Here is a 21,697-nt window from a genome sequence, read left to right on the forward strand (position 1 = left end):
CCATTTACCGCACTACCTCTACCCAACCCCGGTACGCCCGGCCGTCTTGGCTGTGGCGCAGATGGTAGTAGTAAACACCTTCCGTCAATCCTTCAGCGGTCCAGTTGTTCCGGTACTCCGGGATGTGATGGATGCGTTTTCCCCATCGGTCAAAGATGGTAAGGTCCCATTTGTCTTCATTTGAGCCGCTATCTGCCCGGAGCAAACCTAAGATAAAGAAGGTGTCGTTTTGCCCATCACCGTTGGGCGTGATGATGTTGGGGATGAAGAGGCCGCCCACGCAGTCTTTGAACCGGACGGTGATGACATCGGTTTGGCTGCAGTGCTGCAAGGAGGCCTTGACACGGTAGGTGCCTGGCTGGGTCACGTCTAAGGTGGCTTGGGTGGAGCCGTCCTGCCAGAGATACGTCACATTGGGAAGCACCTGGCCAATGGTGAGGGTGTCACCGAAGCAAAGGGTGGTGTCGCGGCCCAACTCAATGGCCGGTGGCGTGAGGTAATGCACCCGGATCTCGTCTCTGGTGGTGCAGTTGAACTCGTTGGTAACGTCTACCCAGTAAGTGCCGGGGCCGGAAACCAGGAACGAGGGCCCGGTAGAGCCATCCTGCCAGCGGTAAGTAGCATTGGCGCGGGCCGCATTCAGCGACAAGGTCTGGCCATCGCAGAGGGTAGTATTCCGGCCCAGGTTCACCACGGGCAGCGGGTTGAACAAAACGTTCACTTCATCGCGGGAGGTACAGCCGTTGATGGTCACTTCCTGCCAAAACGTGCCGGAAACGGTGGGAGAAAAAGTAGCACCTGTGGAACCGTCCTGCCAGCGGTAGGTAGCGCCCGTCTGCGCGGCACCTAGTACCAACGGCTCCCCGGCACAAAGCACCCGATCTGGCCCTAAGTTCACCACCGGCAAAGGTTTGTAGCTTATTTCAACCGCATCAGTAGAGACGCAGCCCTGGGCGTTGGTGAGCGTGACTTCATAGCGGCCCGCCTGCGTGACGGTGAACGTAGGATTGGTGGAGCCATCCTGCCAGCGGTAGGTAACGCCGGGAGCCGTGGCATTCAGCACCAGCGTTTCGCCGGCGCAGAGGCTGCGGTCGGGGCCTAGTTCCAGCGGCGGCGCGGGCAGTTGGCTAATGGTAATCTCGTCTCGGACGGTGCAGCCGTCTACCGTTACCTCTACCCAGTAAGTGCCGGGCTGCGTGACGGTGAGGGTGGCCTGCGTACTGCCGTTGCTCCAACGGTAGGTGGCGTTGGGCAGGGTAGCGTCCAGCACCGTGCCAGTGCCCGGGCAGAGGCTGCGGTCAGGACCCAGGTTTACTTCCGGTAAAGGTTTGATCACGAACTGAATGGTGTACTCCTCCAGCGTGTTAACAAAGGTACGGGTGAGTTTGACGGTATAGGTGCCGGGGGCGGAAAACCGGTGTTTGGGCGAGGGCAAAGTAGAGGTGTTGGCGGCACCGGACGCCGGGTCCCCGAAGTTCCAGAGGATAGAGGTAGGCTGCGGCTCCCAAGGCGCTACTTCCAGAGAGAACTGCGCTTCTTCCCCGAAGCAGCTATTAGAGAACTTCAACTGGCCATCGTACTGAAAGAAGCTTTGGATAAAGACGGGCAGGCCGCACATGCTCTTTTTCCCTCCCAGGTTTATGCCCCGGTCTAAATAGTTACAAGCCGCCCCAAGCAGGTTGGGTGCCTGCACCACGCCCAAGTGCTGGCTTTCGGGCCGGGCTACGTACAGCTTGCCATCCGGGCCCAACTGCAGGCTGCCGCCCACGTACGGCGTGGCAACATCCTGCCCGATCTTCGCAATTTCCACGGCCGAGGCAGCAATGGCGGCGGCGTCTCCGGCTTTCAGGTTTACCTGCATTAGTTGCACGTTGCTGCTGGTGGTGATGTACAGCAAAGACGCGCTTGGGGAGAACTCCACACCGTACCCGCTCCTGATGCCGTTGATCTTGATGGGATTGGAAACCTGGCCGGTTGCGGCGTTGAAATCATACACTTCCGCGCCCACCACGGTGGAGGCAACAGCCAGCTTTTTCCCGTCTGGAGACAGCTTCATGCACCCAATAGCCGATGTGCCGGCGGTTTCCTCCCTGTGGACGGTACCTACTTTGCTGATCACCGGGGTTGAACTTACCCCATTTGCGTCAATGAGGTAGGCTCTGAAGGAATTATTGCCGTACTCATGGGCGAGGACCCAATAAGCCTGTTTGTTCTGGTGACGTACCGCCGTCACCATCTCAGAGACCGGCGCGTGCAGGGCCACGTTCTTTTGCACGATGTCCCCCAATCCCGCTTCCCGGGACATATCTACTACCGAGTAACGCAGGCCGTTGCTGCGGGCGTTGCAGTCATTGGTGAAGACATAAAACTGCATGGGGTTGGTGGGGGAAGGCACCGCCACCGCCGCCTGAGCCGAAGAACCGTTCCCAAACAGGCCAGTGCCATTGGGCATAGGCCGGTGCTGGCGGTTCCATACGTTGATGCCATCGGTGTAGAAAAGCAGTTTTCCCTCGTCATCAGACATGGTGGCGCAACCCTCAAAGGCTTGCATGGCGCCATCCAAAAGAGGGGTAGGTGCTCCGGCCCTGAAATCAAGGCCGGCGCCACTTCCAAAATACCAGATGGCGCTTTGTCTCTGGGCAATTACAATGGAGCTTGCCTGCAGGCAAAGCAAGGCAGTGCACAGCAGGGCCCAGACCCTGCGAGGAGTGACGTAGAAGTTCAACAATAAGTAGGAGGCTAGGGTGACTTAGGGCCAGGCAAATTACTTTTTTAGAAGTAAAGTTGTATTTCCCTCCCCTAAAAAATATGCACCGGCATTGTCCTATGTGAAAAGTGCCTCCTGATTGGCTTTCCTTTTTTCTATAGGTAATTTGTTAAACCAAGCGTCTGTTTCGGGGCTGTTTGCTGCAAAACAGCCCCGAAACAGAATAGCCGCTAAGGATTTATTAGCTTGATCCCCGCCATCCTGTCTAGCCGGCCCATCAGGCCCCAGCCGTTGGCCTCGGAAGAAAGCGCTATCAATATGGTGTTGTTGCCTTGGCGCAAAGGCAGGAAAAGCGAATTGGTCTGGAGCGTTTTGTCAATGTCGCCCCGGAACATGAGGCCTTTTGCCCGGAAGCTATTGTCTCCATAGAACAGTGGCTGGCCGTTGAGGAAAACCTGGGCTTTGTTGCTGTACTCAAAGAAGAATTGCCGCAGTTGTGGTCGGTCAGAGGCCAATTCCAGTTTTACCCACACGTAACTTTCTGGTGTCTCCGTCATCGGCTCTGCCGAGGTTTTCTGCCGGTGGGCCGCGATGTTCAATAAGCCGGAAGCCTCCGTGGGCAGGTTCTCCCAGGTAAGGGCTTTGCGGTCAGGCAAGACAAAGAGGGAAGGATGGTGCTGGGGGATGGCCAAAGCCTGGGAAACCTGCCAGTGCATGATGGCGGCAGGAGCATCGGGAGTTTTGGCTTCCAAGGGCGCGGAAACCTGGGGCAGAGGCGAGAACCGGAAATTGCTGAAGTAAGCGCCGTCCAGGGCTTTTAATCCGATCCTGGTTTTAGGCTGGTTTTTGATTTTCAGGTCAGAAACGGTAAGTGAAGGCTGGTCTGCATGGTTCAGGTAAACGGCTGCGGTACTGCCTTGTATCACCACTTTCAGGTGGGTCCATTCACCGGAGGCGAAGGTGGCAGTTGCCTGATGCTCCGGGTATAAAGCCCAGGAGTTGCTTTGGTGGTAAACGGGGGCGTATTGCAGGGCATCGGGTTGGCCAGCCTTGTGCAGGCGCACATAAATTTCCTCATAGGTGCCTTTCCCGTCATGGTGGAAAACGAGGCCGGCAAAGCCGCGGGCATCGTCATCCGCGATGTCTACTTCCAGAACTCCGTTCTGCAGCTGCTCTTCGCCCAGCAGGGCCACGCCTTTCTGGATGTACAGGCTTTCTTGGCCTTTGAAGTGGGTCATGCCGGCATTGCCGCTGGGGAGTTGCCAGTCTGAGGAGGTAAAGTCTTTTTTTGGGGCGGTGAGGACTGGTAAAGAGCACAACCACAGCGCCAGAAACGCACATTGCTTTTTCATGCTACTGCCTTTTAATGGAGCATCATCTTTAGGATGAAGCAAAGGTCTATAGCAGCCGGCCAGGGCGACAGGTCGTTTTTTAGGGTGTTATGGTCATTTTGCCAACTCCTGGGCGCGGAAGGCTTTGGGCGTGACGCCGCAGCCAGACCGGAAGAAGCGGTTGAAGTTGGCGGTGTCTGAGAAATGGAGGTCATAGGCAATCTCAGAAACCGTTTTAGCGGTGTACAGCAACTGCCGTTTGGCCTCCAGCAGCAGGCGGCCTTTGATGAGCGCCGAGGCCGAGGTGCCGAAGTAGCGCTGGGTAAGGTTGTTGAGGTGCGCGGGGGTGATGTGCAGCAGATCGGCGTAGTCCTGTACCTGGTGCTTCTGCCAGAAGTGAGCCTCCAGCAGTTTCCGGAAAGAGTAAATGGCGTGGTTGCCCTCGGTGTCGGCCTCGGTTTGGTGCTGCTGGGCGTATAGCCGGTTCAGGTGCACCAACATCTGGTACAGCAGCGCGCGCAGCATGTGCGGACTGTCATTCTGCAGATGCCTGAACTCCCGCTCAATGGCTTCCACGGTTTGGATCAGCTTCTTGAACTCAACCGGCGGGGTGTGGAGCGCTCCGGACAACGTCTGGTTGTTAAAAAACTGAAAACGGTGCAGAAACAGCGGATCGTTGAAGAAAGTGGCGGTGAAATCCTCTTCAAAAAACAGCGTGTAGCCTTTTACCGGACTCCTGGCCTGCCACTGCCGCACCTGCCCCGGCGAGGTGAAGATGATCTTGCCGGGCTGCAGGTCATGCGCGGCGTTGTCCAGGCAGAAAGTGCCGCTGCCTTCTTCAATAAACATGATGTCATAGAAGGCAAGGGTGTGCGGGGTGCTGTCCAGAACAAAGTTCTCCAGCGTCTCTACCCTGCCCACATCCAGGAGCAACTCCGGACCATATTTGTTCCGGAGGAAATGGTAGTGCGGGATATTTTGGGTAGGGCGGGGCATGTGTCAGATGAACGGAGGAGAAAGATACAAATGGCTTTTTGTTCCGTGCAAGACTTACAAACGAATCGGTAGGTTTTCGGCTTGTTTTGAGAAAAATGATCTAAAAACAGATTGGCAGAAAGTTAACTCTGGACAAGAATTGGTTACGCAGCTTATTTTCTATATCAAGTTATGAAATCCAGAGCATCTTAGAATCCTTGATTACCCAGTTCTCATGTTGTTTCTCAATGGTGATAATTTCCCCTCTGCCGCAAGTTCCTCCGCATACGAACTCATAATAGAGCCAGCCTTTGTCTTTCGCCCTGTTTAAAACCACCGTTGAGAATTTATAATGACCAATGGAGCAACTTGGGCTCTGAGAACTAAACGCAGATTCTGGTTCTATCTTAAACGTGCAAGCCTGGAAGTCACGGTAATTTAGCTGGGCTTTTACCAACTGTAGACTATCTGGGGTATATTTCTGCCAAGCACTGGAATCTATCTGGAGTGAGGTCCACAACTCCTTATCCATTTCAGATGGAAGGCTTTTCAACACCATTTTAAAATCTATAAGTTGGCTGTCTAGATAGGCAGTGCACCATTTTTTAGGGTTGTTAAAAGTTGATTTTTGATGTTGGCTAAAAAGGTGGTGTATTCTGTTCAACTCAGCATAAATGGCGCTGGAATCTTTGAGGTCGTACAAAGGTGAAGTTTTCCATAGAGAATCTATGTTCAAGGATTTGTTTAAGTAAAGCTGATAACCTCGGGTCTCTACTAACTCAATGAGTACATCATTGTAGACTTTAAGCAAAGGATTGTCTTTTTTATAATGGCATGCCACCCGCTCATAAGGGGGTGGCATTTTGTTTGGCCCACAGCCCGCCAGAAGTAGCAAAGTGAGTACAAGGAGGAGAGGTTTTGTCATGCTGGGTCAGGTTTAAACTAGAAGTATCTGCCTTTTCAGATGCTTAATCCTGCAGAATTGCACAAACAGCTTTCATCTATTTATCCATCCTCGTTCTTTCTTAATGGCCCAAAAACAAAAGAGCCCCGATGGGTTTCGGGGCTCTTTTGGGGAAACAGGCCAAAAAGGCCAAAGTATTTGCTTCTTAGAAGTTTGGAGACAACAGGTATTTGCTGTAGAAATCGTCAATGACTTTGACGGCATCGGTGGCGTTGTCTACCAGGTGCACCAGGTCCAAGTCTTCTGGGCTGATGTTGCTTTCCTGGGTGAGCATCACGTCCTTGATCCAGTCAAACATGCCCTGCCAGTATTTCTTGCCCACCAGTACAATGGGGAACTTGCCAATCTTTTTGGTCTGGATAAGGGTGATGGCCTCAAAAAGCTCGTCCAGCGTCCCGAAACCGCCAGGCATGCCAATGAAGCCCTGCGCATATTTCACAAACATCACCTTGCGCACAAAGAAGTAGTCAAAGTTGATGAGCTTATCCGGGTCAATATAGATGTTGTTGAACTGTTCAAACGGCAGCTGGATGTTGAGACCCACAGAGCGGCCGCCTTCTGAGTGCGCGCCCTTGTTGCCTGCTTCCATGATACCCGGTCCGCCGCCCGTGATCACGCCGTAACCGTGGCGCACCAGCTTGGCGGCAATCTCCTCGGCCATGATGTAGTACGGGTTCTCGGGTTTAGTTCTCGCTGAGCCGAAGATGGAGACACACGGGCCAATTTTGGCCATTTTCTCAAAACCCTCCACAAACTCAGACATCACTTTGAAGATCTGCCAGGAGTCGGCAATTTTGATTTCGTTCCAGTCTTTGTCAGTGAACGCTTCCCTGATGCGCTTGTCATCCTCGCTGATCACCGGGGCCTCGCGCTTGGCTATTTTTTTGGCTTCCTGCAGAGAATTAACCTTGTGGTCATTGGCATCTGGCTTAATGATGGTGGTGCCGCTGCCTACGTTAGCGGTTTCATCGTGCAGTTTGGTTTTGCTGGATTTTCTCAACTTCGTCATATGTCAATCATGTATAAAGCCTCTTTTACGCAAAATGCGCCAAAAACAGGCGTGATAGTTTAAAATAAATGTGGAACTGGTGCCGGGTAAACGGTAGGTCTGGAACTGCTATTTAGACCTGATGGCAATGACGGGGTCCAGATGGGAAGCAATGACCGCCGGAATAATGCCTGAAAGTACGCCAATCACGACCGATACGCCCAATCCCAGGATTATGTTGCCGGGCGTAAGGATAATCTCCAACGAGCCCATGGGGATAAAGGTTACCAGCGAGACCAGCAGGATGCCTACCCCACCGCCTATAAGGCTCAGGAACACAGACTCAAACAGGAACTGGAACAGGATAAAGAAATTTTTCGCGCCCAGGGATTTCTGGATCCCGATGATGTTGGTACGCTCTTTCACCGAGACGAACATGATGTTGGCGATCCCGAAACCACCCACCAGGATGGAGAAACCGCCTATAACCCAGCCGGCAAAGCCAATGATGGAGAACATCTCGCCAATGGCATCGGCCATCATCTCTGAGCGGTTTATGGCAAAATTATCTTCCTGGTAAGGCTTGAGCCCCCGTATGGTGCGCATCTTGCCCTTTATCTCATACTCCAGGTTCTGCAGGTTCATGTCATCTACCCGGCCTTTGACCATGAGCGTGGGTTGTACGCCCCTGGGCCCGCCGGCAAACAACTTCCCGAAAGCCCCGAAAGGCACGTAGGAGTTTTTGTCATTGGTGGGCATGCCCTCAAAAAGGCCGGCTCCCTGTTTTTCCATCACCCCTATGACCGTGAACTTCTGGCCGCTGATTCTGATGTCGCCGCCAAGGGCAGTGCCGAAGGGGAAGAGGCTTTGCGCCACCTCGTCTCCAATCACGATCACGTTGCGCGATCCGTCAACTTCCTGCTGGGTGAAGAACCGGCCCTCGGCAATGGGTACTTCGGCTACTTTGTTGAAGTCCAGGGTCACTCCTTGCAGCATAATACCGGCCATGCTGTTGTTGCGGTGCTTGAAGGTGTTGCCTCCCCGTCTGGCCACCAGGGCCACGGCATCGGCATTCTCCAGGTTCTCATGCATGTACCTGAACTCGCGCGTGTTGGGGGAGGGGCGCTGCATGAATTTCCACCACGGTATGTCAGAGCCGTCTTTGAAGATCCAGGGAAACTTCTCTACGTACACAATGCGCTCGCCCACAAAACTCATGCTCTCCCGTATGCTGCGCTCCAAAGAGTCTACAATGGTGAACACCGAGATGATGGCGAAGATGCCTATGGTCACGCCCAGCAACGAAAGAATAGTACGCAAGAGGTTAGACCGCAGGGCCTGCCACGCGAACCTAAAACTTTCATATACCAGCCGTAAGTATAACATTTGTAGAGGTGAGAGGAGAAGTAGCCTGTCCCAGAAATAGTTATGGGTGCAACAAACTTATTAGTAGCGAAAAGGGTTATTTTCTTACACCCCTTCGCTTGCCTTTCCGGCAGATTCCCAGGGAGCCCCTTACTTAAATTTGGCGGAAAGTAAAAGAAATTAGCGCAAACTGCCTACCTTTGCCCTCTATTTTCCAAAATATTTTAATACCGTAATATTAAAAATGAAGTTATCAGAGTTTAAATTTGACCTGCCCAACGACCTGATGGCTACCCATCCGGCCCCAAACCGTGATGAAGCCAGAATGATGGTGATCCACCGTGACAGCGGCAAGATTGAGCATAAAGTTTTCAAAGACATCATTGGTTATTTTGACGACGGCGATGTCATGGTGACGAACAACACCAAGGTGTTTCCGGCCCGTTTGTACGGAAACAAGGAGAAAACCGGCGCCAAGATTGAAGTGTTCCTGTTGCGCGAGTTGGACAAGCGTATTCACCTGTGGGATGTGCTGGTAGACCCGGCGCGTAAAATACGGGTGGGCAACAAACTCTACTTCGGGGACAGTGACCTGGTAGCCGAGGTGATTGACAACACCACTTCGCGCGGCCGTACCATCAAGTTCCTGTATGACGGACCGGACGAGGAGTTCTACAAAGTGGTGCACAGCCTGGGCGAAACCCCGCTTCCTAAATACATCAAACGCGAGCCAGAGCCCGAGGACGAAGAGCGTTACCAGACCGTGTACGCCGAGGTAACCGGTGCGGTAGCCGCCCCAACCGCTGGTCTGCACTTCACCAGAGAAGTATTGAAACGCCTTGAACTGAAAGGTGTGGACGTGGCTCCGGTAACCCTGCACGTAGGTTTGGGTACTTTCCGTCAGGTAGACGTAGAGGACCTCACCAAACACAAGATGGACTCTGAGCAGTTCTTCGTGACCGAGGAAACCGCCAAAATCGTGAACAAGGCCCTGGATGCGAAGAAACGCGTGTGCTCCGTAGGAACCACCACCATGCGTGCCTTGGAGTCATCAGTGTCTGCCAACAGCCGCCTGAAACCCAACGAAGGCTGGACCGATAAATTCGTGTTCCCTCCGTATGACTTCAAGATCGCCAACAGCCTTATCACCAACTTCCACATGCCAGAGTCTACCCTCTTGATGATGGCCGCGGCTTTTGGCGGATACGAGCTGATCATGGAAGCTTACCAGACTGCTATCAAAGAGAAGTATAAGTTCTTCAGCTACGGAGACGTAATGCTGATTCTATAAGACCCCTTGCCTTTCTGGAAAGCCCTGCCGGTATCTATTGCCGGCAGGGCTTTTTGTTTTTGGCCTGTTTCATGGAAACAAGGCCAAAACGCTGCGGCTCTTCTTTCTATATAAATCAGTCCTTTGATTATCTAATTTAGGCTTGCCTATAGTTGGTCCAAAGAATTGGCTTATCTTTAATCTGCTAATAAGAAGGAGAGCGCCTGAAGTGATATTGGCCCTCCTAGAAACAACCTTCATTTCTCAGTTAGTGTAGCTGAGCGATAAGAATTTCCGGGTGGCGTCACCAAAAGGAAAGTTGTGAGATAAATGGTTTGTGGTTCTCACTTTTTATGTACGTTCAATGCAGGAGGAAACTCAAAAGGATATTGCAGCCTTAACGCAGAAGGTTGCGCAAATAGGGAAGGGTACACATGATCTGCCCGCCGCAAACCAGGAAAAAGCCATGAACCAGATACAGGGCTCTCCGCAGGAACCAGCTAGCTATAAAGAGCAACTGGCGCTACTACAGCAGGAGTTGCAGGCAACCCGCCAGGAACTGGAGAAAGCCAAGGACCATGCCAGGCAAGTAGCCTCGGAGCAGATCAACATTGGCCTCCTCAAAGAAGTAAGCACTTACAAAAGAACCATGGAGCTGGAGCGCCTGGGTAAAAAGGTGCTGGAGAAAAACGCCCTTCCCGGCAGCACCCTTGCGTCTACTGTGTCTTTTTACCTCAAAGAGGTGGAGAAGCTGCACAAGGGTATGTTCTGTTCCTGCATGCGCCTGAAAGACGGCAAGCTTTACCCCATTGCGGCGCCCAGCCTGCCAGAAAGCTTCTGCAATGAAATCAAGGGCATCCGGATTGGGGAAAACGCCGGTTCCTGCGGTACGGCGGCTTTCCTGGGGCAGAAGGTAATCGCCAAGGATGTGAAAACAGATCCGCGCTGGAAAGACCATTATCCCGCGCTGCTCAAATATGGCCTGGAGGCTTGCTGGTCTTTTCCCTTGATTGGGTCAAACCAGAAAATTCTGGGTACCATGGCCATCTACTACCAGGAGGTAAAAGCGCCCACACCGGAGGAAGAAGAGACACTGGAGAGTATCCGAAGCCTTCTGCAACTGATCCTGGAAAACAAACTCTCAGAGATTGAGCTTAGAGAAAGCAATGACCGCTATTACTACGCTACCCTGGCCACCAATGACGCCATCTGGGATTTTGACATTGTCAATTATAAAATCAACTGGGGGTCGGGCTTTGAGAAGCTGTTTGGGTTCAAGGTGAAAGAGTTTGGGCCTGAGCTGGATGTTTGGGCGGCGCAGGTGCACCCAGATGACCTGGCGCGGGTGAATGAATCTTTAGAGAAGGTCATTGCCAGTACCGACCAGAATTTCTGGCGCGAAGAGTACCGGTTTAAGAAAGCCAACGGTGAATACGCCCACGTGGTAGACCAGGGTACGGTACTCAGGGATGCCCAAGGCCGCTCAGTGAGAATTGTAGGGGCTATGCTGGATGTCACAGAGCAGAAAGAGACCGAGGAGAAACTGCGCAAACTTTCTGTAGTGGCCCGCGAGACCGTCAATGGGGTTTTGATCATGGACCCAAATCTTAACATCCAGTGGGTGAACGCCGCTTTTACCCGCATGATGGGATACACCCTGGAAGAAATGGCCAGCAAAACCCCCGGCACGCTCATGAACGGCCTTGAGACCGACGTAGAGACCCTGGAGTTTATTGACAGCCAATTAAGAGAGTTGCAGCCCCTGCAGTGCGAAATCATCCAATACACCAAGAGCAAGGAAAAGCGCTGGATCAAATTGCAGGTGCAACCTTTGCTGGATGAGAAAGGGCAGGTAGAAAACGTTTTTGCGCTCCTCACAGACATTACGCAGCAGAAGGCAGAGGAACAGCAGCTCCGTTTGCTGGAATCAGTCATCACCAACGCCAAAGATGCCATCATCATCAGCGAGGTGTCTCTTGGGGTTCCGCAGAAGTTGCGGTCCATCTTCTACAACGATGCTTTTTATAAGATGACGGGCTATACCAAGGAAGAAGTGCTGGGGAAAGACCCTTCCTTCCTGAACGGTATCGCCACAGACCAGGACACCCTGCAACTGTTGATGGACCGCATGCAAGCCTATCTGTCCAGCGAGGTAGAGCTGGAAAGCTACCGCAAAGACGGAACCACCTTCTGGACCCAGTTGCTATTGATTCCCATGTTCAACCGCAAGCAGAAGCTGACCCACTGGATCTCTATCCTGCGCGATATCACCAACCGCAAAAACTACGAACAAGAGCGCGAAGTGCTCATAGCGGAGCTGACCCAGAACAACGCTGACCTGAAGCAATTCACCTTCATTACCTCGCATAACCTGCGCGCGCCACTGGCCAATCTCACCGGCATTGCCAACCTCATAGACACAGAATCCATCCCCGAGGGCAGGAACAAGCTGCTCATCCAGAAATTCAAGGAGTCTACGGTGCAGTTGAATACCATCATAGATGATTTGTTGGAAGTGTTGGTGATCAAAGACAATCCGCATACAAACAAAGAGCAGGTGAACCTGGCCCAGGCTTTTGAGAAGGTGGTGATGTCTGTAGACGGGCTCCTGGACAAGAAAGACATCCAGCTCACCACAGATTTCTCCCAGGTGCCTGAAGTTTACTACAACGCCGGGTACCTGCACAGCATTCTATTGAACCTGCTCACCAACGCCGTGAAGTACCGCTCTCCCAATAGGCCGTTGCACATTGAGGTTAAAGCCGAGAAGGCGGCGGACGGTTGCGAGAAGCTGTACTTCTCAGACAACGGGCTGGGCATAGACCTGAAACGCTACGGCGAGCGCATCTTTGGGCTATACCAGCGTTTCCACCACCACAAAGACAGCAAAGGCATGGGGCTCTACATTGCGCATTCCCAGGCCAAAGCCATGGGCGGCAACCTCAGGGTCACCAGCGAGGTGGACCAGGGCACTACCTTCATCCTGGAGTTCTAAACGATCTGTTGGGCAGCCAAGGGCAGTATTGATTTTCCCAGAGGAGGGACCTGTGGCAAGACCCGTTCCGTTTTAAAGCTGATTTACCAGAAACAGCCTCTAAACAGAACTGGCCTTGCCTCATCTGAATGCGTATCTTGCGCCCACCATGCTCTCACCAGATTTGAAGAAGTACGCGATCATTGTGGCCGGCGGCTCTGGCTCCAGAATGCAGGCGGCCATGCCCAAACAATTCCTTCCTGTTGCCGGCGAACCGGTGCTCATGCACACGCTTCGGCGGTTCCAAGCCTTTGACCCCGAGATGCCCCTGGTGCTGGTGCTGCCAGAGACCGAAATCCCCACCTGGTGCCGCTTGTGTACAGAACACCAGTTCACCATGAAGCACCAGGTTGTAACAGGCGGCAATAGCCGGTTTCAATCAGTGAAGAATGGGTTGGCGGCGCTGGACGGGGAAGAGGATGGCGTGGTGGCAGTGCATGACGGTGTGCGGCCCTTTATTGACAATGCCATCTTAAACGCAGCCTATTCCACGGCCGCCCAGAAAGGAACCGCCGTGGTGGCGGTAAGCCTGAAAGAATCTATCAGAAGGGTGCGGGGCGGCACCTCCAAAGCCTTGGACCGTACCGCTTACCGGTTGGTGCAGACGCCGCAGTGTTTCCGGTTACCCTTGCTGCGCCGCGCCTACGCCCAACCAGAAATCCCGCTCTTCACCGATGATGCCTCGGTGGTAGAGCGTTTCGGACATAAGATAGAGCTGGTGGAAGGGAGCTTTCGCAACATCAAACTTACCACCCCGGAAGACCTGATATTAGCCGAGGCTTTTCTGCTGCAGGAGGCAAATGGTGCGCAAGCAGGGTAATAAGTAATATGCTTTTCCTTTCTGGGGTATTTTTATGAAAATGGGCCTGAAAGACTGAAGTGGCTTTAATTGTTAAAAAGGAAACCTGCTTTTAGAATGCCTTTTACTTTCTCCCATCCTGCCATTGTTTTGCCGTTGACAATGCTTCCTCGCCGATGGTTTTCCTTAACGGGGTTGGTAGTTGGCAGCATCGCTCCCGATTGTGAGTATTTCCTGAGAATGAAAGTGAGCAGTAATTACAGCCACACCATAGGAGGGCTGTTTTGGTTTAACCTGCCCCTCAGCCTTGTGCTTGCTTTCTTGTTTCACCACTTGGTGAGGAATAGTTTGTTTGACAACCTTCCGCCGGTTCTCCAAAACCGACTCTCAGCATACAAAGAATTCAGCTGGAATACTTACTTCAAAGGTAATTGGCTAATGGTATGTATCTCCATACTTGTAGGGGCAGCCTCACACCTTTTGTGGGATAGCTTCACGCATGAATATGGCTATTTCGTAAGCGTGCTGCCGGTTTTGGCTGAAAAGGTAAACATCTCCGGCGCAAGTTTGCCCGTCTTCAAAATACTTCAACACACAAGCACTCTGATAGGAGCAATTGTAATTGCTGTCGCCTTATACAAACTCCCCATCTATAAGATGAAGAGCCATCGCCCAAGCATTAGGTATTGGGCAACCTTGTTCATCATAGCTGTGGTGATTGTACTGCTTAGGCTTTTAAGTGGGTTAGAACTCAGAATGTATGGCCACTTAATCGCAACAGCAATTGCGGGGCTCATGCTTTCTTTGGTTTTTACGCCATTGTGCGTCAGGGGAATTTTTAGAAGCGGCAGAGTGTAAACGTCATTTCAGCCCTAGCCCAACCTATTCTCATGAAGGATATAGGTTAAGTATCCCTCTACAGATAACGGCAGGGGAATTCCTGAAGAACTAGCTGTAAAGTTCTAGCGCTGTACTGTGGTGCTGGCTTTCTCCTCCAAAAACCGTTGCTGCGCAAGTACTGCCTCGGGAGAGATCCTTTCCAGGGTAGGATGGGGTTGGGAGATGTTGAGCAGATAGCCTTCCATGGGCAAGAGATTCAGCAGGTCATGGGTGATGCAGAGCACCGTTTTCTGTTCTTCCCGTACCCAGGCGTCCATTAAATCAAAGACCCTTTTCTTATGGTAGACATCCAGTTGCTGGGTGGGTTCATCCAGTAGGGCAATGGGTGCGTCCTGTAGCATGAGTTGCGCGAGCCAGACCAGTTGCTGCTCTCCCCCGGATAGATCTGTGAAGGTGCGCTGGCTGAGGTGCGAAATGTGGAGGCGGTCCAGCATGGCCTCAGCACGGAGGTAGTCAGCGGCGGTGTAATGCTCCAGCAGGCGCTTCTGCCGGAACAAGCCCATGACCACCAGTTCGCGCACTTTGATAGGGAAAGCTACCTGGTTCTTCTGCGGCAGATAGGAAAGGGATCGGGCGAGGGCTCCGGCGCGTCTAGGCAAGGGTTTACCCTGTACCAGAATCTGGCCTTGGTACGGCACCTGGCCGGTAAGGGTCTTCAGGAGGGTGGATTTGCCGCTGCCGTTGTGGCCAATGATTGCGACAAATGCTGGTTCTGGCACAAAAAAAGAAAGGTTGCGGAGAAGTACGCGCTCGTCGTATCCCGCAACCAGTTCTTTTATTTCTAAGACGCTCAAGGCAATTAAAAATTAGGAGTTAAGAATTAGGAATCAAAAAAGGCAGAAAAGCAATTCCTAATTCTTAATTACCAATTCCTAATTATTCTAGTATTCGTCTTCGTTGAACATGAAGTCCTCTTTGGTAGGATAGTCCGGCCAAACTTCTTCAATGCTCTCGTATGGTTGACCATCGTCTTCCAAAGCCTGCAAGTTCTCTACCACCTCCATAGGGGCACCGGAGCGGATAGAATAGTCAATTAATTCATCTTTGGTAGCTGGCCAAGGCGCATCTTCCAAGTAAGAGGCAAGTTCAAGTGTCCAATACATAATAAATTCGCTTTTAAAGTATAGCTATACAAACAAGTTGCAGAGATAACAGGGCTGCAAAAATAAGATTTTGATTGACAATTCAAATATTTCTTCTTATTGCCTAGGCCTGTAATTGCTAAAACACAACGGGCAATTTTGCAAAATGTTTAGTTCAGTGATTATTTTTTACTCGTGGCGGGCGTTGCTAATGCCATCACCGGTGTTGAAAAGGTAATTGATGCCAATCTGCAAACCCCCTACCATGTTTTGGCGCAGTACATAATAGTCGGTGTCGCGGCTCAGGTCTTCAATGTGCTCTTCCTTGCGGATGTTCACAAAGTTGTAGCCGTAGCGCAGGTTGGCGGTTAAAATAAGGTTGGTGCTCAGGCTGTATTCGGCGCCGAGGCCTAACAGAATACCCAGGTCGTATTTGTTGAACTCACCCACATTAGAGTTGCTGCCCTCACTTCTTTCGGTACTGGCCAATAGGTAATTTCCTTGCGGTACAGAAAAGGAGCGATCTTTAATGGTGTAAGAGGCCGTGCGGGAAAAAGTGTTTCTTTCGGTGCCTTTCTGCAGGATACCCAGCTGCGGGCCCACCTGGAAATTGAAGCGCACCGTGCCGCCGGTGGTGTATTTGAAAAGCAGCGGAATATTCCAATAAACCAGGTCAATGTCCTTTTCGCCGGCTTTGTTGCCGGAGTTGTCTACCAGGTCAAATTTCTCGCCCTGGTGTGAGCGGTAGATCTCTGCCTGCAGGTTATGGTTCTCGTTGAATTTGTAGCCAACTACTGCGCCAATGGGGGCCCATTTGGTGGTGAAGCGGTGTTTGTAGTTCACATCCTCGTATTGCTCATCATTGATGATCCAGGTGTTCTGGAACTGCGTGGTGAGCCCCAGGTAAGGGCCTTTGATGTTTTGGGCCTGGCTAAGGAGAGGAAGAAATAGGAAAAGTAGTAGAAAGTATTTTTTCATAGGTAAGCCGTTAGAATTTTAGGACTATTTCTAACGGCTTACGAATGAGTTAGGCAATTTTGTTGCTTTGTACGCCAGACTTTTTGCGCAAAAGCTCTATTAATTCGTTTTTAGTACGGATTTTCCGGTTGAAGTTTTTGATTTTCCCTTCCAACATAGAACGGAAAGCCTCGTTCCCCGGATTTGGATTTAACCGGCCCAGGTTGGTTTCCAGCACTTCCAGCTCCTGCTTGTCATACTTGATGAAATCGCGCAGGGCGTTGATGCGCGCGTGCAGTTGGTCGTTCTCTGAGTTCTTGCCCTCTGGTAACGGGCGCTTGCGCATGAAGTGCTCCAGGCTGCTCAGTTCAAATATCTTGTCGCAGGCTACCAGAAAGCTTTCCCACACAATGTCAGACTCCTCCTGTTTCACCGGACCAATTTTTTTCCAGGCGGCCTGCAGTTCCTTGGCTTTAGGTACGGCTTGCTGCACGGGCTCTTCTAAGAGCGCCTCTGCCTGGGCAACCAAAGAGCGTTTCTTCTCCAGGTTGTCTTCCATGTACTTGTCCTTAGACTCAGTTTTCTGGCTGTTGATGTGCTTTTTAAGGCGCTCAAAGAAGTGGTTGTTCGCCGCCCTGAAACTGTTCCAGAGGTCATTGGACATCTTACGGGGTAGGGTGCCGCCTATCTCTTTCCACTGGTTCTGCAGGTCTTTGAGCTTCTTGCTGGTTTCTTCCCACTCCTCAGAGTTCTTGAGGGCCTCAGACTGAGAGATCAGTGCCTTGTACTTGTCTACCGTACGGGAGAGCATGTCCTTCTTGTCCTGGAAGAACTCCTTCTTGCGGGTGAAGAAAACCTCCACGGCCGTCTTGAAGCGCTCCTCCAATTCTTCGGTAAGGGTTTTGTCTACCGGTCCGGTCTTGATCCAGTTCTGGCGCAGTTCCTTCAGCTTGTCAGTGGTCTCCTGCCAGTCAATGCTGGTTTGCAGGGCCTCGGCCTGTTGAATGAGCGTGATCTTGGTGGTCAGGTTCTTGTCGCGGTTGCGGGCAATGGCTTCCTTTATCTCTTCCTCGGCGGCAGAGAGGCGGTGGTGCAAAGACTCAAAATCCCCGATGGCATCATACTTCTCAATCTGTTCCTTCAGGTGCAGCACCTTCATGAGAAAAGAACCCTTATTCTCAGAGGTGGCAATCTTCTCCAGCAGGCCTTCCACCTTCTGTCTGAAGTTCTCAAAACGGTTTGCGAAGTATTGCAATGATTCTTCGGGGACCTCCTTCACCTCGCCAACCTGGCGCGCAGGAAAATGCATAAATGGCTTCAACCACACCTGGTTACCCTCAATGTAGCCGTACTTATGGGCCTCCTCAGACAAATCTTTGGTTTCCATCAACTGGATATTAACTGAAAAAATTAAAGTCTATTTTGGTACAAGTTTATGAATAAACGCCAATTTTCATAACTCGGCCGAGCCAAAATTTACGATATTTGTACCCATTGGCAGAAAATAACCGCAACCTGACGTTTGTTTTCATACTGATTTTAGAGAACAAGGTTATGGGTTTCGTTTTAGGGTGGTTTTTACCAAAACGTCGCCCAAACGCTTCTGCCGTAAACGGACCAGAATCTAAATACTATTCATGAGCAACGAAACCATCATCTTCTCCATGGCGGGGGTGAATAAAATTTACCCGCCGCAGAAACAAGTTCTCAAGAACATCTATCTCTCTTTTTTCTACGGCGCCAAAATTGGCGTGTTGGGTCTCAATGGCTCCGGTAAATCCTCCCTCCTGAAGGTGATTGCCGGCGTAGACAAGCAGTTCCAGGGCGAGGTGGCTTTCTCGCCCGGTTACTCTGTGGGGTACCTGGAGCAGGAGCCGCAGTTGGACCCCACCAAAACCGTGATGGAGATTGTGCAGGAGGGCGCCGCTGAGACCGTGGCCCTTTTGAAAGAATACGACGAGATCAACGAGGCCTTCGCCGATGAGAACGCTGATTTTGACAAACTGATGGCTCGCCAGGGTGAGGTGCAGGAACGCCTGGACCACCTGGGTGCCTGGGACCTGGACAGCAAACTGGAGCGCGCCATGGACGCCCTGCGCACCCCTCCGGGAGACGCCATTGTAGGCAACCTCTCCGGGGGTGAGAAACGCCGCGTAGCCCTGTGCCGCCTGTTGTTGCAAGAGCCCGATGTTCTCCTGTTAGATGAGCCTACCAACCACCTGGACGCCGAGTCTGTGCTGTGGCTGGAGCAACACCTGCAGCAATACAAAGGCACCGTGATTGCGGTAACCCACGACCGTTACTTCCTGGACAAAGTAGCCGGCTGGATTCTGGAACTGGACCGCGGCGAAGGTATTCCGTGGAAAGGAAATTACACCAGCTGGCTGGAGCAGAAAGCCGAGCGTCTGGCCAAAGAAGAGAAAACCGAAAGCAAGCGCCAGAAGACCTTACAGCGCGAATTGGAGTGGGCCCGCATGAGCCCGAAAGCCCGTCAGGCTAAATCCAAAGCCCGTTTAGGCAACTACGAGAAAATGGCCTCTGAGGAAGCCAAAGAGAAAGAGCAGAAACTGGAGCTTTTCATCCCAGACGGCCCTCGTTTGGGGAACGTGGTGATTGAGGCCGAGGGTCTGACCAAAGCCTTCGGGGACAAGCTGCTGTTTGAGGATCTCACGTTCAACCTGCCGCCAGCCGGAATCGTGGGCATCATCGGGCCGAACGGCGCGGGTAAGTCTACCTTGTTCCGCCTCATCACTGGCCGCGAAGCCGCCGATGCCGGAACTATCACCGTGGGCCCAACCGTGGAAGTTGCCTACGTAGACCAGCAACACGAAAGCCTGGACCCGAACAAATCTGTGTTTGAGACCATCTCTGGCGGTACTGAGACCATGCTGCTGGCCGGGCGCCAGGTAAACGCCCGCGCCTACGTGAGCAAGTTCAACTTCACCGGCGGTGACCAGGAGAAAAAAGTAGGCGTGCTTTCCGGTGGAGAGCGTAACCGCGTGCACCTGGCCATGACCCTGAAGCAAGGTGCCAACCTGCTTTTATTAGATGAGCCTACGAACGACCTCGACGTAAACGCCATCCGGGCCCTGGAAGACGCGCTGGAGAACTTCGCCGGTTGCGCCGTAGTCATCAGCCACGACCGCTGGTTCCTGGATAGAATTGCCACCCACATCCTAGCCTTCGAGGGCGACTCACAGGTGGTTTGGTTTGAAGGAAACTTCTCAGACTACGAAGAAGCCAAGAAGAAACGCCTGGGCGACGTAGAGCCGAAGCGCATCCGCTACAAAAAGCTGATGAACTAAGTAGGTTTTAGGCCTAATTTTATAAAAAGAGCCCGGAAACGCAAGTTTCCGGGCTCTTTTGGTTATGGGCTACTCTGGCAGTGTTTAGATTGTTGGTGATTGGGCAAGCTAAGTTGGGAATATGTGCTCCATAGTTTTTGTACTAATCTCAATAGAGTTTATAAGCCTGATAATTGCTTGATATTGAGGCTTGTAATTATGGATAAGCACTGTATAAGAAGTTGGTAAAATAAGGGACTCTAATCGGGCAAACCACATATTTGTCCCTATATTTGATTTAACTAATCGTGTTAATATGAGGTGAACAAGAAGGCTAAAAGAAAAAGCACCGGAGAAGCTCCGGTGCCTAATGAAAATGGCAATTCCAAGTGGATGATTGCAGTCTTTGCACTTGGAACCCTTGACAGTATTCTAACCCACCTAGACAGTATTTTCACTAAACTGCTACAGTGGTTCAATTAATGAATGGGTGTCCCTTTGGGGCACCTTTTTCATTTATACCTCGCAAGTATAACTTATAAACTTGAAAATACATTCGATATTATTCTAAAAAATCCCCCTTTTTGAAGCTTTGTTGTTACTATTCTCTAGGCTCTCTTAAAAAAGAACTTGGCAAGAATCACAGGGGAGTTCTATACCCCTTGAGTTGCTAATGTGCTTGTTGGTGATAACACCAACAAGGGAGAAAGATGAGGATACCTTTATTGATCCTTTTACTGCAACAGGCGAATTACTGATATTTTGTTAAATCAACCACCAAGAAATTTTATCGTCGCCGTTGTTGGTGTTATCACCAACAACCTAAACTGCGGTTCTCTACTCAAGATAGTGCGTTAGAAAACCAAAATCATCTTTGTTCTCCAGATAAAACCTGGACGAGGAATAATAGTAGACTTCTGGTGTCTCCGCCAACCTCCACTTCTCCTGCACCGGATTAAGGTGAATGTACTGAAGTTTCTGCTCCGTCATAGCAACAGATTGGCAAATCACAGACAAAGGATTCCGCTCCCAGAATTGGAATTGCCTGTCCTTCGCATCTACTCTGAACCGCTCCAAGACCGTAGGATGATTTCTTTCCAAATCAAACTTCAACTGCTGTCCTGTGAACTTCAGCAAGTCGCGTTAAACGTTTTCCCTTAGGTGTGGTTCTTCCATCTTCCAGAGCAGGTGAACGTGGTTGGGCATAATTACAAAACCATAAACTTTTACCCGCTTCTCCCTTACCAGAAACCGAAGGCTGTCTAAGATGGTATTCTTGTATTTGTCAGGTTTCAGTAGGTGTTTCCACTCCAGAATGGTGGCTGTGAAGAAGGTGATATGCCGTTGCTCATCCATAGATAGTTTGTTGTATTGAAGCGGTAATTAGATTGTTGGTGATAACACCAACAATGGAGGGGTGTTTACTAGGCTAAAGATCAAATAGACGGGCATTTACTTTATTAAGCGTTTTCTGCCTGAGATTGCCTATTCTCTAAAAACTTTCTGATTACCTATTGCCTAAATGTAAAGTATGCTTTACATTTAGGCTGTTCATTAAACATTAAATAACCTATCCTCTATGAATTTACTACTGCCCCACCGGTTCAAAAAAGTTGGAGTCTACATGGCTATCCTTGGCATTACCCTTTGGGTTTTGATGCAAAGAGGTGTGGTCCACAGGTTTCTTACCTTTTTATTAGGAGAGGACCTGTACAACCTGGATGTTCCTGTTTTCTACATGGTGAATGTTGGGTTGACCTCCGGTGGTTTCTTTGTCTTTCTGATGGGTGTTTACTGCATTGCTTTTTCCAAAGAGCGGGTAGAAGATGAAATGATTCAAAAGATCAGGGTAGATAGTTTTCAATTCGCTGCTTTACTCCAGTTACCGCTCATTGTCTGCGGCCTGTTCTCATTCTTGCTTCCAGGGCATACCAATATTGAATCAGAGATCATCATTCTGGTATTGGTCTCCTCCTTGATGGTGTTCTGGTTTGGCTTCATTGGTAGGTTTAATTACATGCTGCACGTGAAGCTGAAGTGA

General features: G+C 51.1%; 18 protein-coding genes. 6 read left to right on the forward strand and 12 right to left on the reverse strand.

Annotated elements, in window-relative coordinates:
* Positions 1-4: 4 nt before the first annotated feature.
* The 6 genes from J3P35_RS03825 to J3P35_RS03850 all read right to left on the reverse strand — a co-directional run bounded on the left by J3P35_RS03825 (position 5) and on the right by J3P35_RS03850 (position 8,351).
* A complete protein-coding gene (locus tag J3P35_RS03825; RefSeq protein ID WP_210463041.1) occupies positions 5-2,728 on the reverse strand; it encodes a PKD domain-containing protein in 2,724 nt (907 codons plus the stop codon).
* Positions 2,729-2,937: 209 nt separating this feature from the next.
* Positions 2,938-4,059: a family 16 glycoside hydrolase gene (locus tag J3P35_RS03830; protein WP_210463042.1), complete on the reverse strand. Its 1,122-nt coding sequence runs from the start codon at positions 4,057-4,059 to the stop codon at positions 2,938-2,940.
* Between the two features lie 93 nt (positions 4,060-4,152).
* Positions 4,153-5,034 (reverse strand): helix-turn-helix domain-containing protein, encoded by an 882-nt coding sequence (locus tag J3P35_RS03835; RefSeq protein WP_210463043.1) that lies wholly within the window; start codon positions 5,032-5,034, stop codon positions 4,153-4,155.
* Between the two features lie 169 nt (positions 5,035-5,203).
* Complete coding sequence (locus J3P35_RS03840; protein WP_210463044.1) at positions 5,204-5,938, reverse strand: hypothetical protein; 735 nt, start codon at positions 5,936-5,938, stop codon at positions 5,204-5,206.
* A gap of 184 nt (positions 5,939-6,122) precedes the next feature.
* The gene (locus tag J3P35_RS03845; RefSeq protein ID WP_210463045.1) at positions 6,123-6,986 is read right to left on the reverse strand and encodes an LOG family protein; all 864 of its coding nucleotides are present in this window, start codon (positions 6,984-6,986) and stop codon (positions 6,123-6,125) included.
* A gap of 108 nt (positions 6,987-7,094) precedes the next feature.
* A complete protein-coding gene (locus J3P35_RS03850) occupies positions 7,095-8,351 on the reverse strand; it encodes an ABC transporter permease (protein WP_210463046.1) in 1,257 nt (418 codons plus the stop codon).
* A 223-nt stretch (positions 8,352-8,574) separates the two neighbouring features.
* On the opposite strand from J3P35_RS03850, the gene queA reads away from it, so the two are divergent.
* The 4 genes from queA to J3P35_RS03870 all read left to right on the forward strand — a co-directional run bounded on the left by queA (position 8,575) and on the right by J3P35_RS03870 (position 14,291).
* A complete protein-coding gene (queA, locus tag J3P35_RS03855; protein WP_210463047.1) occupies positions 8,575-9,621 on the forward strand; it encodes a tRNA preQ1(34) S-adenosylmethionine ribosyltransferase-isomerase QueA in 1,047 nt (348 codons plus the stop codon).
* Between the two features lie 445 nt (positions 9,622-10,066).
* Complete coding sequence (locus tag J3P35_RS03860; RefSeq protein ID WP_210463048.1) at positions 10,067-12,595, forward strand: sensor histidine kinase; 2,529 nt, start codon at positions 10,067-10,069, stop codon at positions 12,593-12,595.
* A gap of 115 nt (positions 12,596-12,710) precedes the next feature.
* The gene (locus J3P35_RS03865) at positions 12,711-13,454 is read left to right on the forward strand and encodes a 2-C-methyl-D-erythritol 4-phosphate cytidylyltransferase (RefSeq protein ID WP_246849939.1); all 744 of its coding nucleotides are present in this window, start codon (positions 12,711-12,713) and stop codon (positions 13,452-13,454) included.
* Between the two features lie 96 nt (positions 13,455-13,550).
* Positions 13,551-14,291, forward strand: a complete 741-nt coding sequence (locus J3P35_RS03870) for a DUF4184 family protein (protein WP_210463049.1) — start codon at positions 13,551-13,553, stop codon at positions 14,289-14,291.
* 104 nt (positions 14,292-14,395) lie between these two features.
* On the opposite strand, the gene J3P35_RS03875 is transcribed toward J3P35_RS03870, so the two are convergent.
* From J3P35_RS03875 to J3P35_RS03890, 4 genes are all read right to left on the reverse strand, one after another.
* Positions 14,396-15,127 (reverse strand): ABC transporter ATP-binding protein, encoded by a 732-nt coding sequence (locus J3P35_RS03875; RefSeq protein WP_210463050.1) that lies wholly within the window; start codon positions 15,125-15,127, stop codon positions 14,396-14,398.
* 87 nt (positions 15,128-15,214) lie between these two features.
* Complete coding sequence (locus tag J3P35_RS03880; protein ID WP_022821757.1) at positions 15,215-15,436, reverse strand: DUF2795 domain-containing protein; 222 nt, start codon at positions 15,434-15,436, stop codon at positions 15,215-15,217.
* A 168-nt stretch (positions 15,437-15,604) separates the two neighbouring features.
* Positions 15,605-16,393, reverse strand: coding sequence for an outer membrane beta-barrel protein (locus J3P35_RS03885; RefSeq protein ID WP_210463051.1), 789 nt, complete (start codon positions 16,391-16,393; stop codon positions 15,605-15,607).
* Between the two features lie 49 nt (positions 16,394-16,442).
* Positions 16,443-17,759 carry a DUF349 domain-containing protein gene (locus J3P35_RS03890; protein ID WP_210463052.1) on the reverse strand — a complete coding sequence of 439 codons (1,317 nt, stop codon included), beginning with the start codon at positions 17,757-17,759 and terminating at the stop codon, positions 16,443-16,445.
* Between the two features lie 250 nt (positions 17,760-18,009).
* On the opposite strand from J3P35_RS03890, the gene ettA reads away from it, so the two are divergent.
* Positions 18,010-19,677 (forward strand): energy-dependent translational throttle protein EttA, encoded by a 1,668-nt coding sequence (ettA, locus tag J3P35_RS03895; protein WP_210463053.1) that lies wholly within the window; start codon positions 18,010-18,012, stop codon positions 19,675-19,677.
* Positions 19,678-20,493: 816 nt separating this feature from the next.
* Here ettA and J3P35_RS21925 read toward each other — a convergent pair.
* Together J3P35_RS21925 and J3P35_RS21930 are read right to left on the reverse strand one after the other, a co-directional pair.
* The gene (locus J3P35_RS21925; RefSeq protein ID WP_246849941.1) at positions 20,494-20,793 is read right to left on the reverse strand and encodes a hypothetical protein; all 300 of its coding nucleotides are present in this window, start codon (positions 20,791-20,793) and stop codon (positions 20,494-20,496) included.
* Between the two features lie 6 nt (positions 20,794-20,799).
* Entirely contained in the window at positions 20,800-21,012 is a 213-nt protein-coding gene (locus J3P35_RS21930; protein ID WP_246849943.1) for a transposase, read from the reverse strand.
* A 223-nt stretch (positions 21,013-21,235) separates the two neighbouring features.
* On the opposite strand from J3P35_RS21930, the gene J3P35_RS03905 reads away from it, so the two are divergent.
* A complete protein-coding gene (locus tag J3P35_RS03905; protein ID WP_210463054.1) occupies positions 21,236-21,697 on the forward strand; it encodes a hypothetical protein in 462 nt (153 codons plus the stop codon).

Source organism: Rufibacter roseolus (genome assembly GCF_017916365.1).
In the GTDB taxonomy this organism is placed as follows: domain Bacteria; phylum Bacteroidota; class Bacteroidia; order Cytophagales; family Hymenobacteraceae; genus Nibribacter; species Nibribacter roseolus.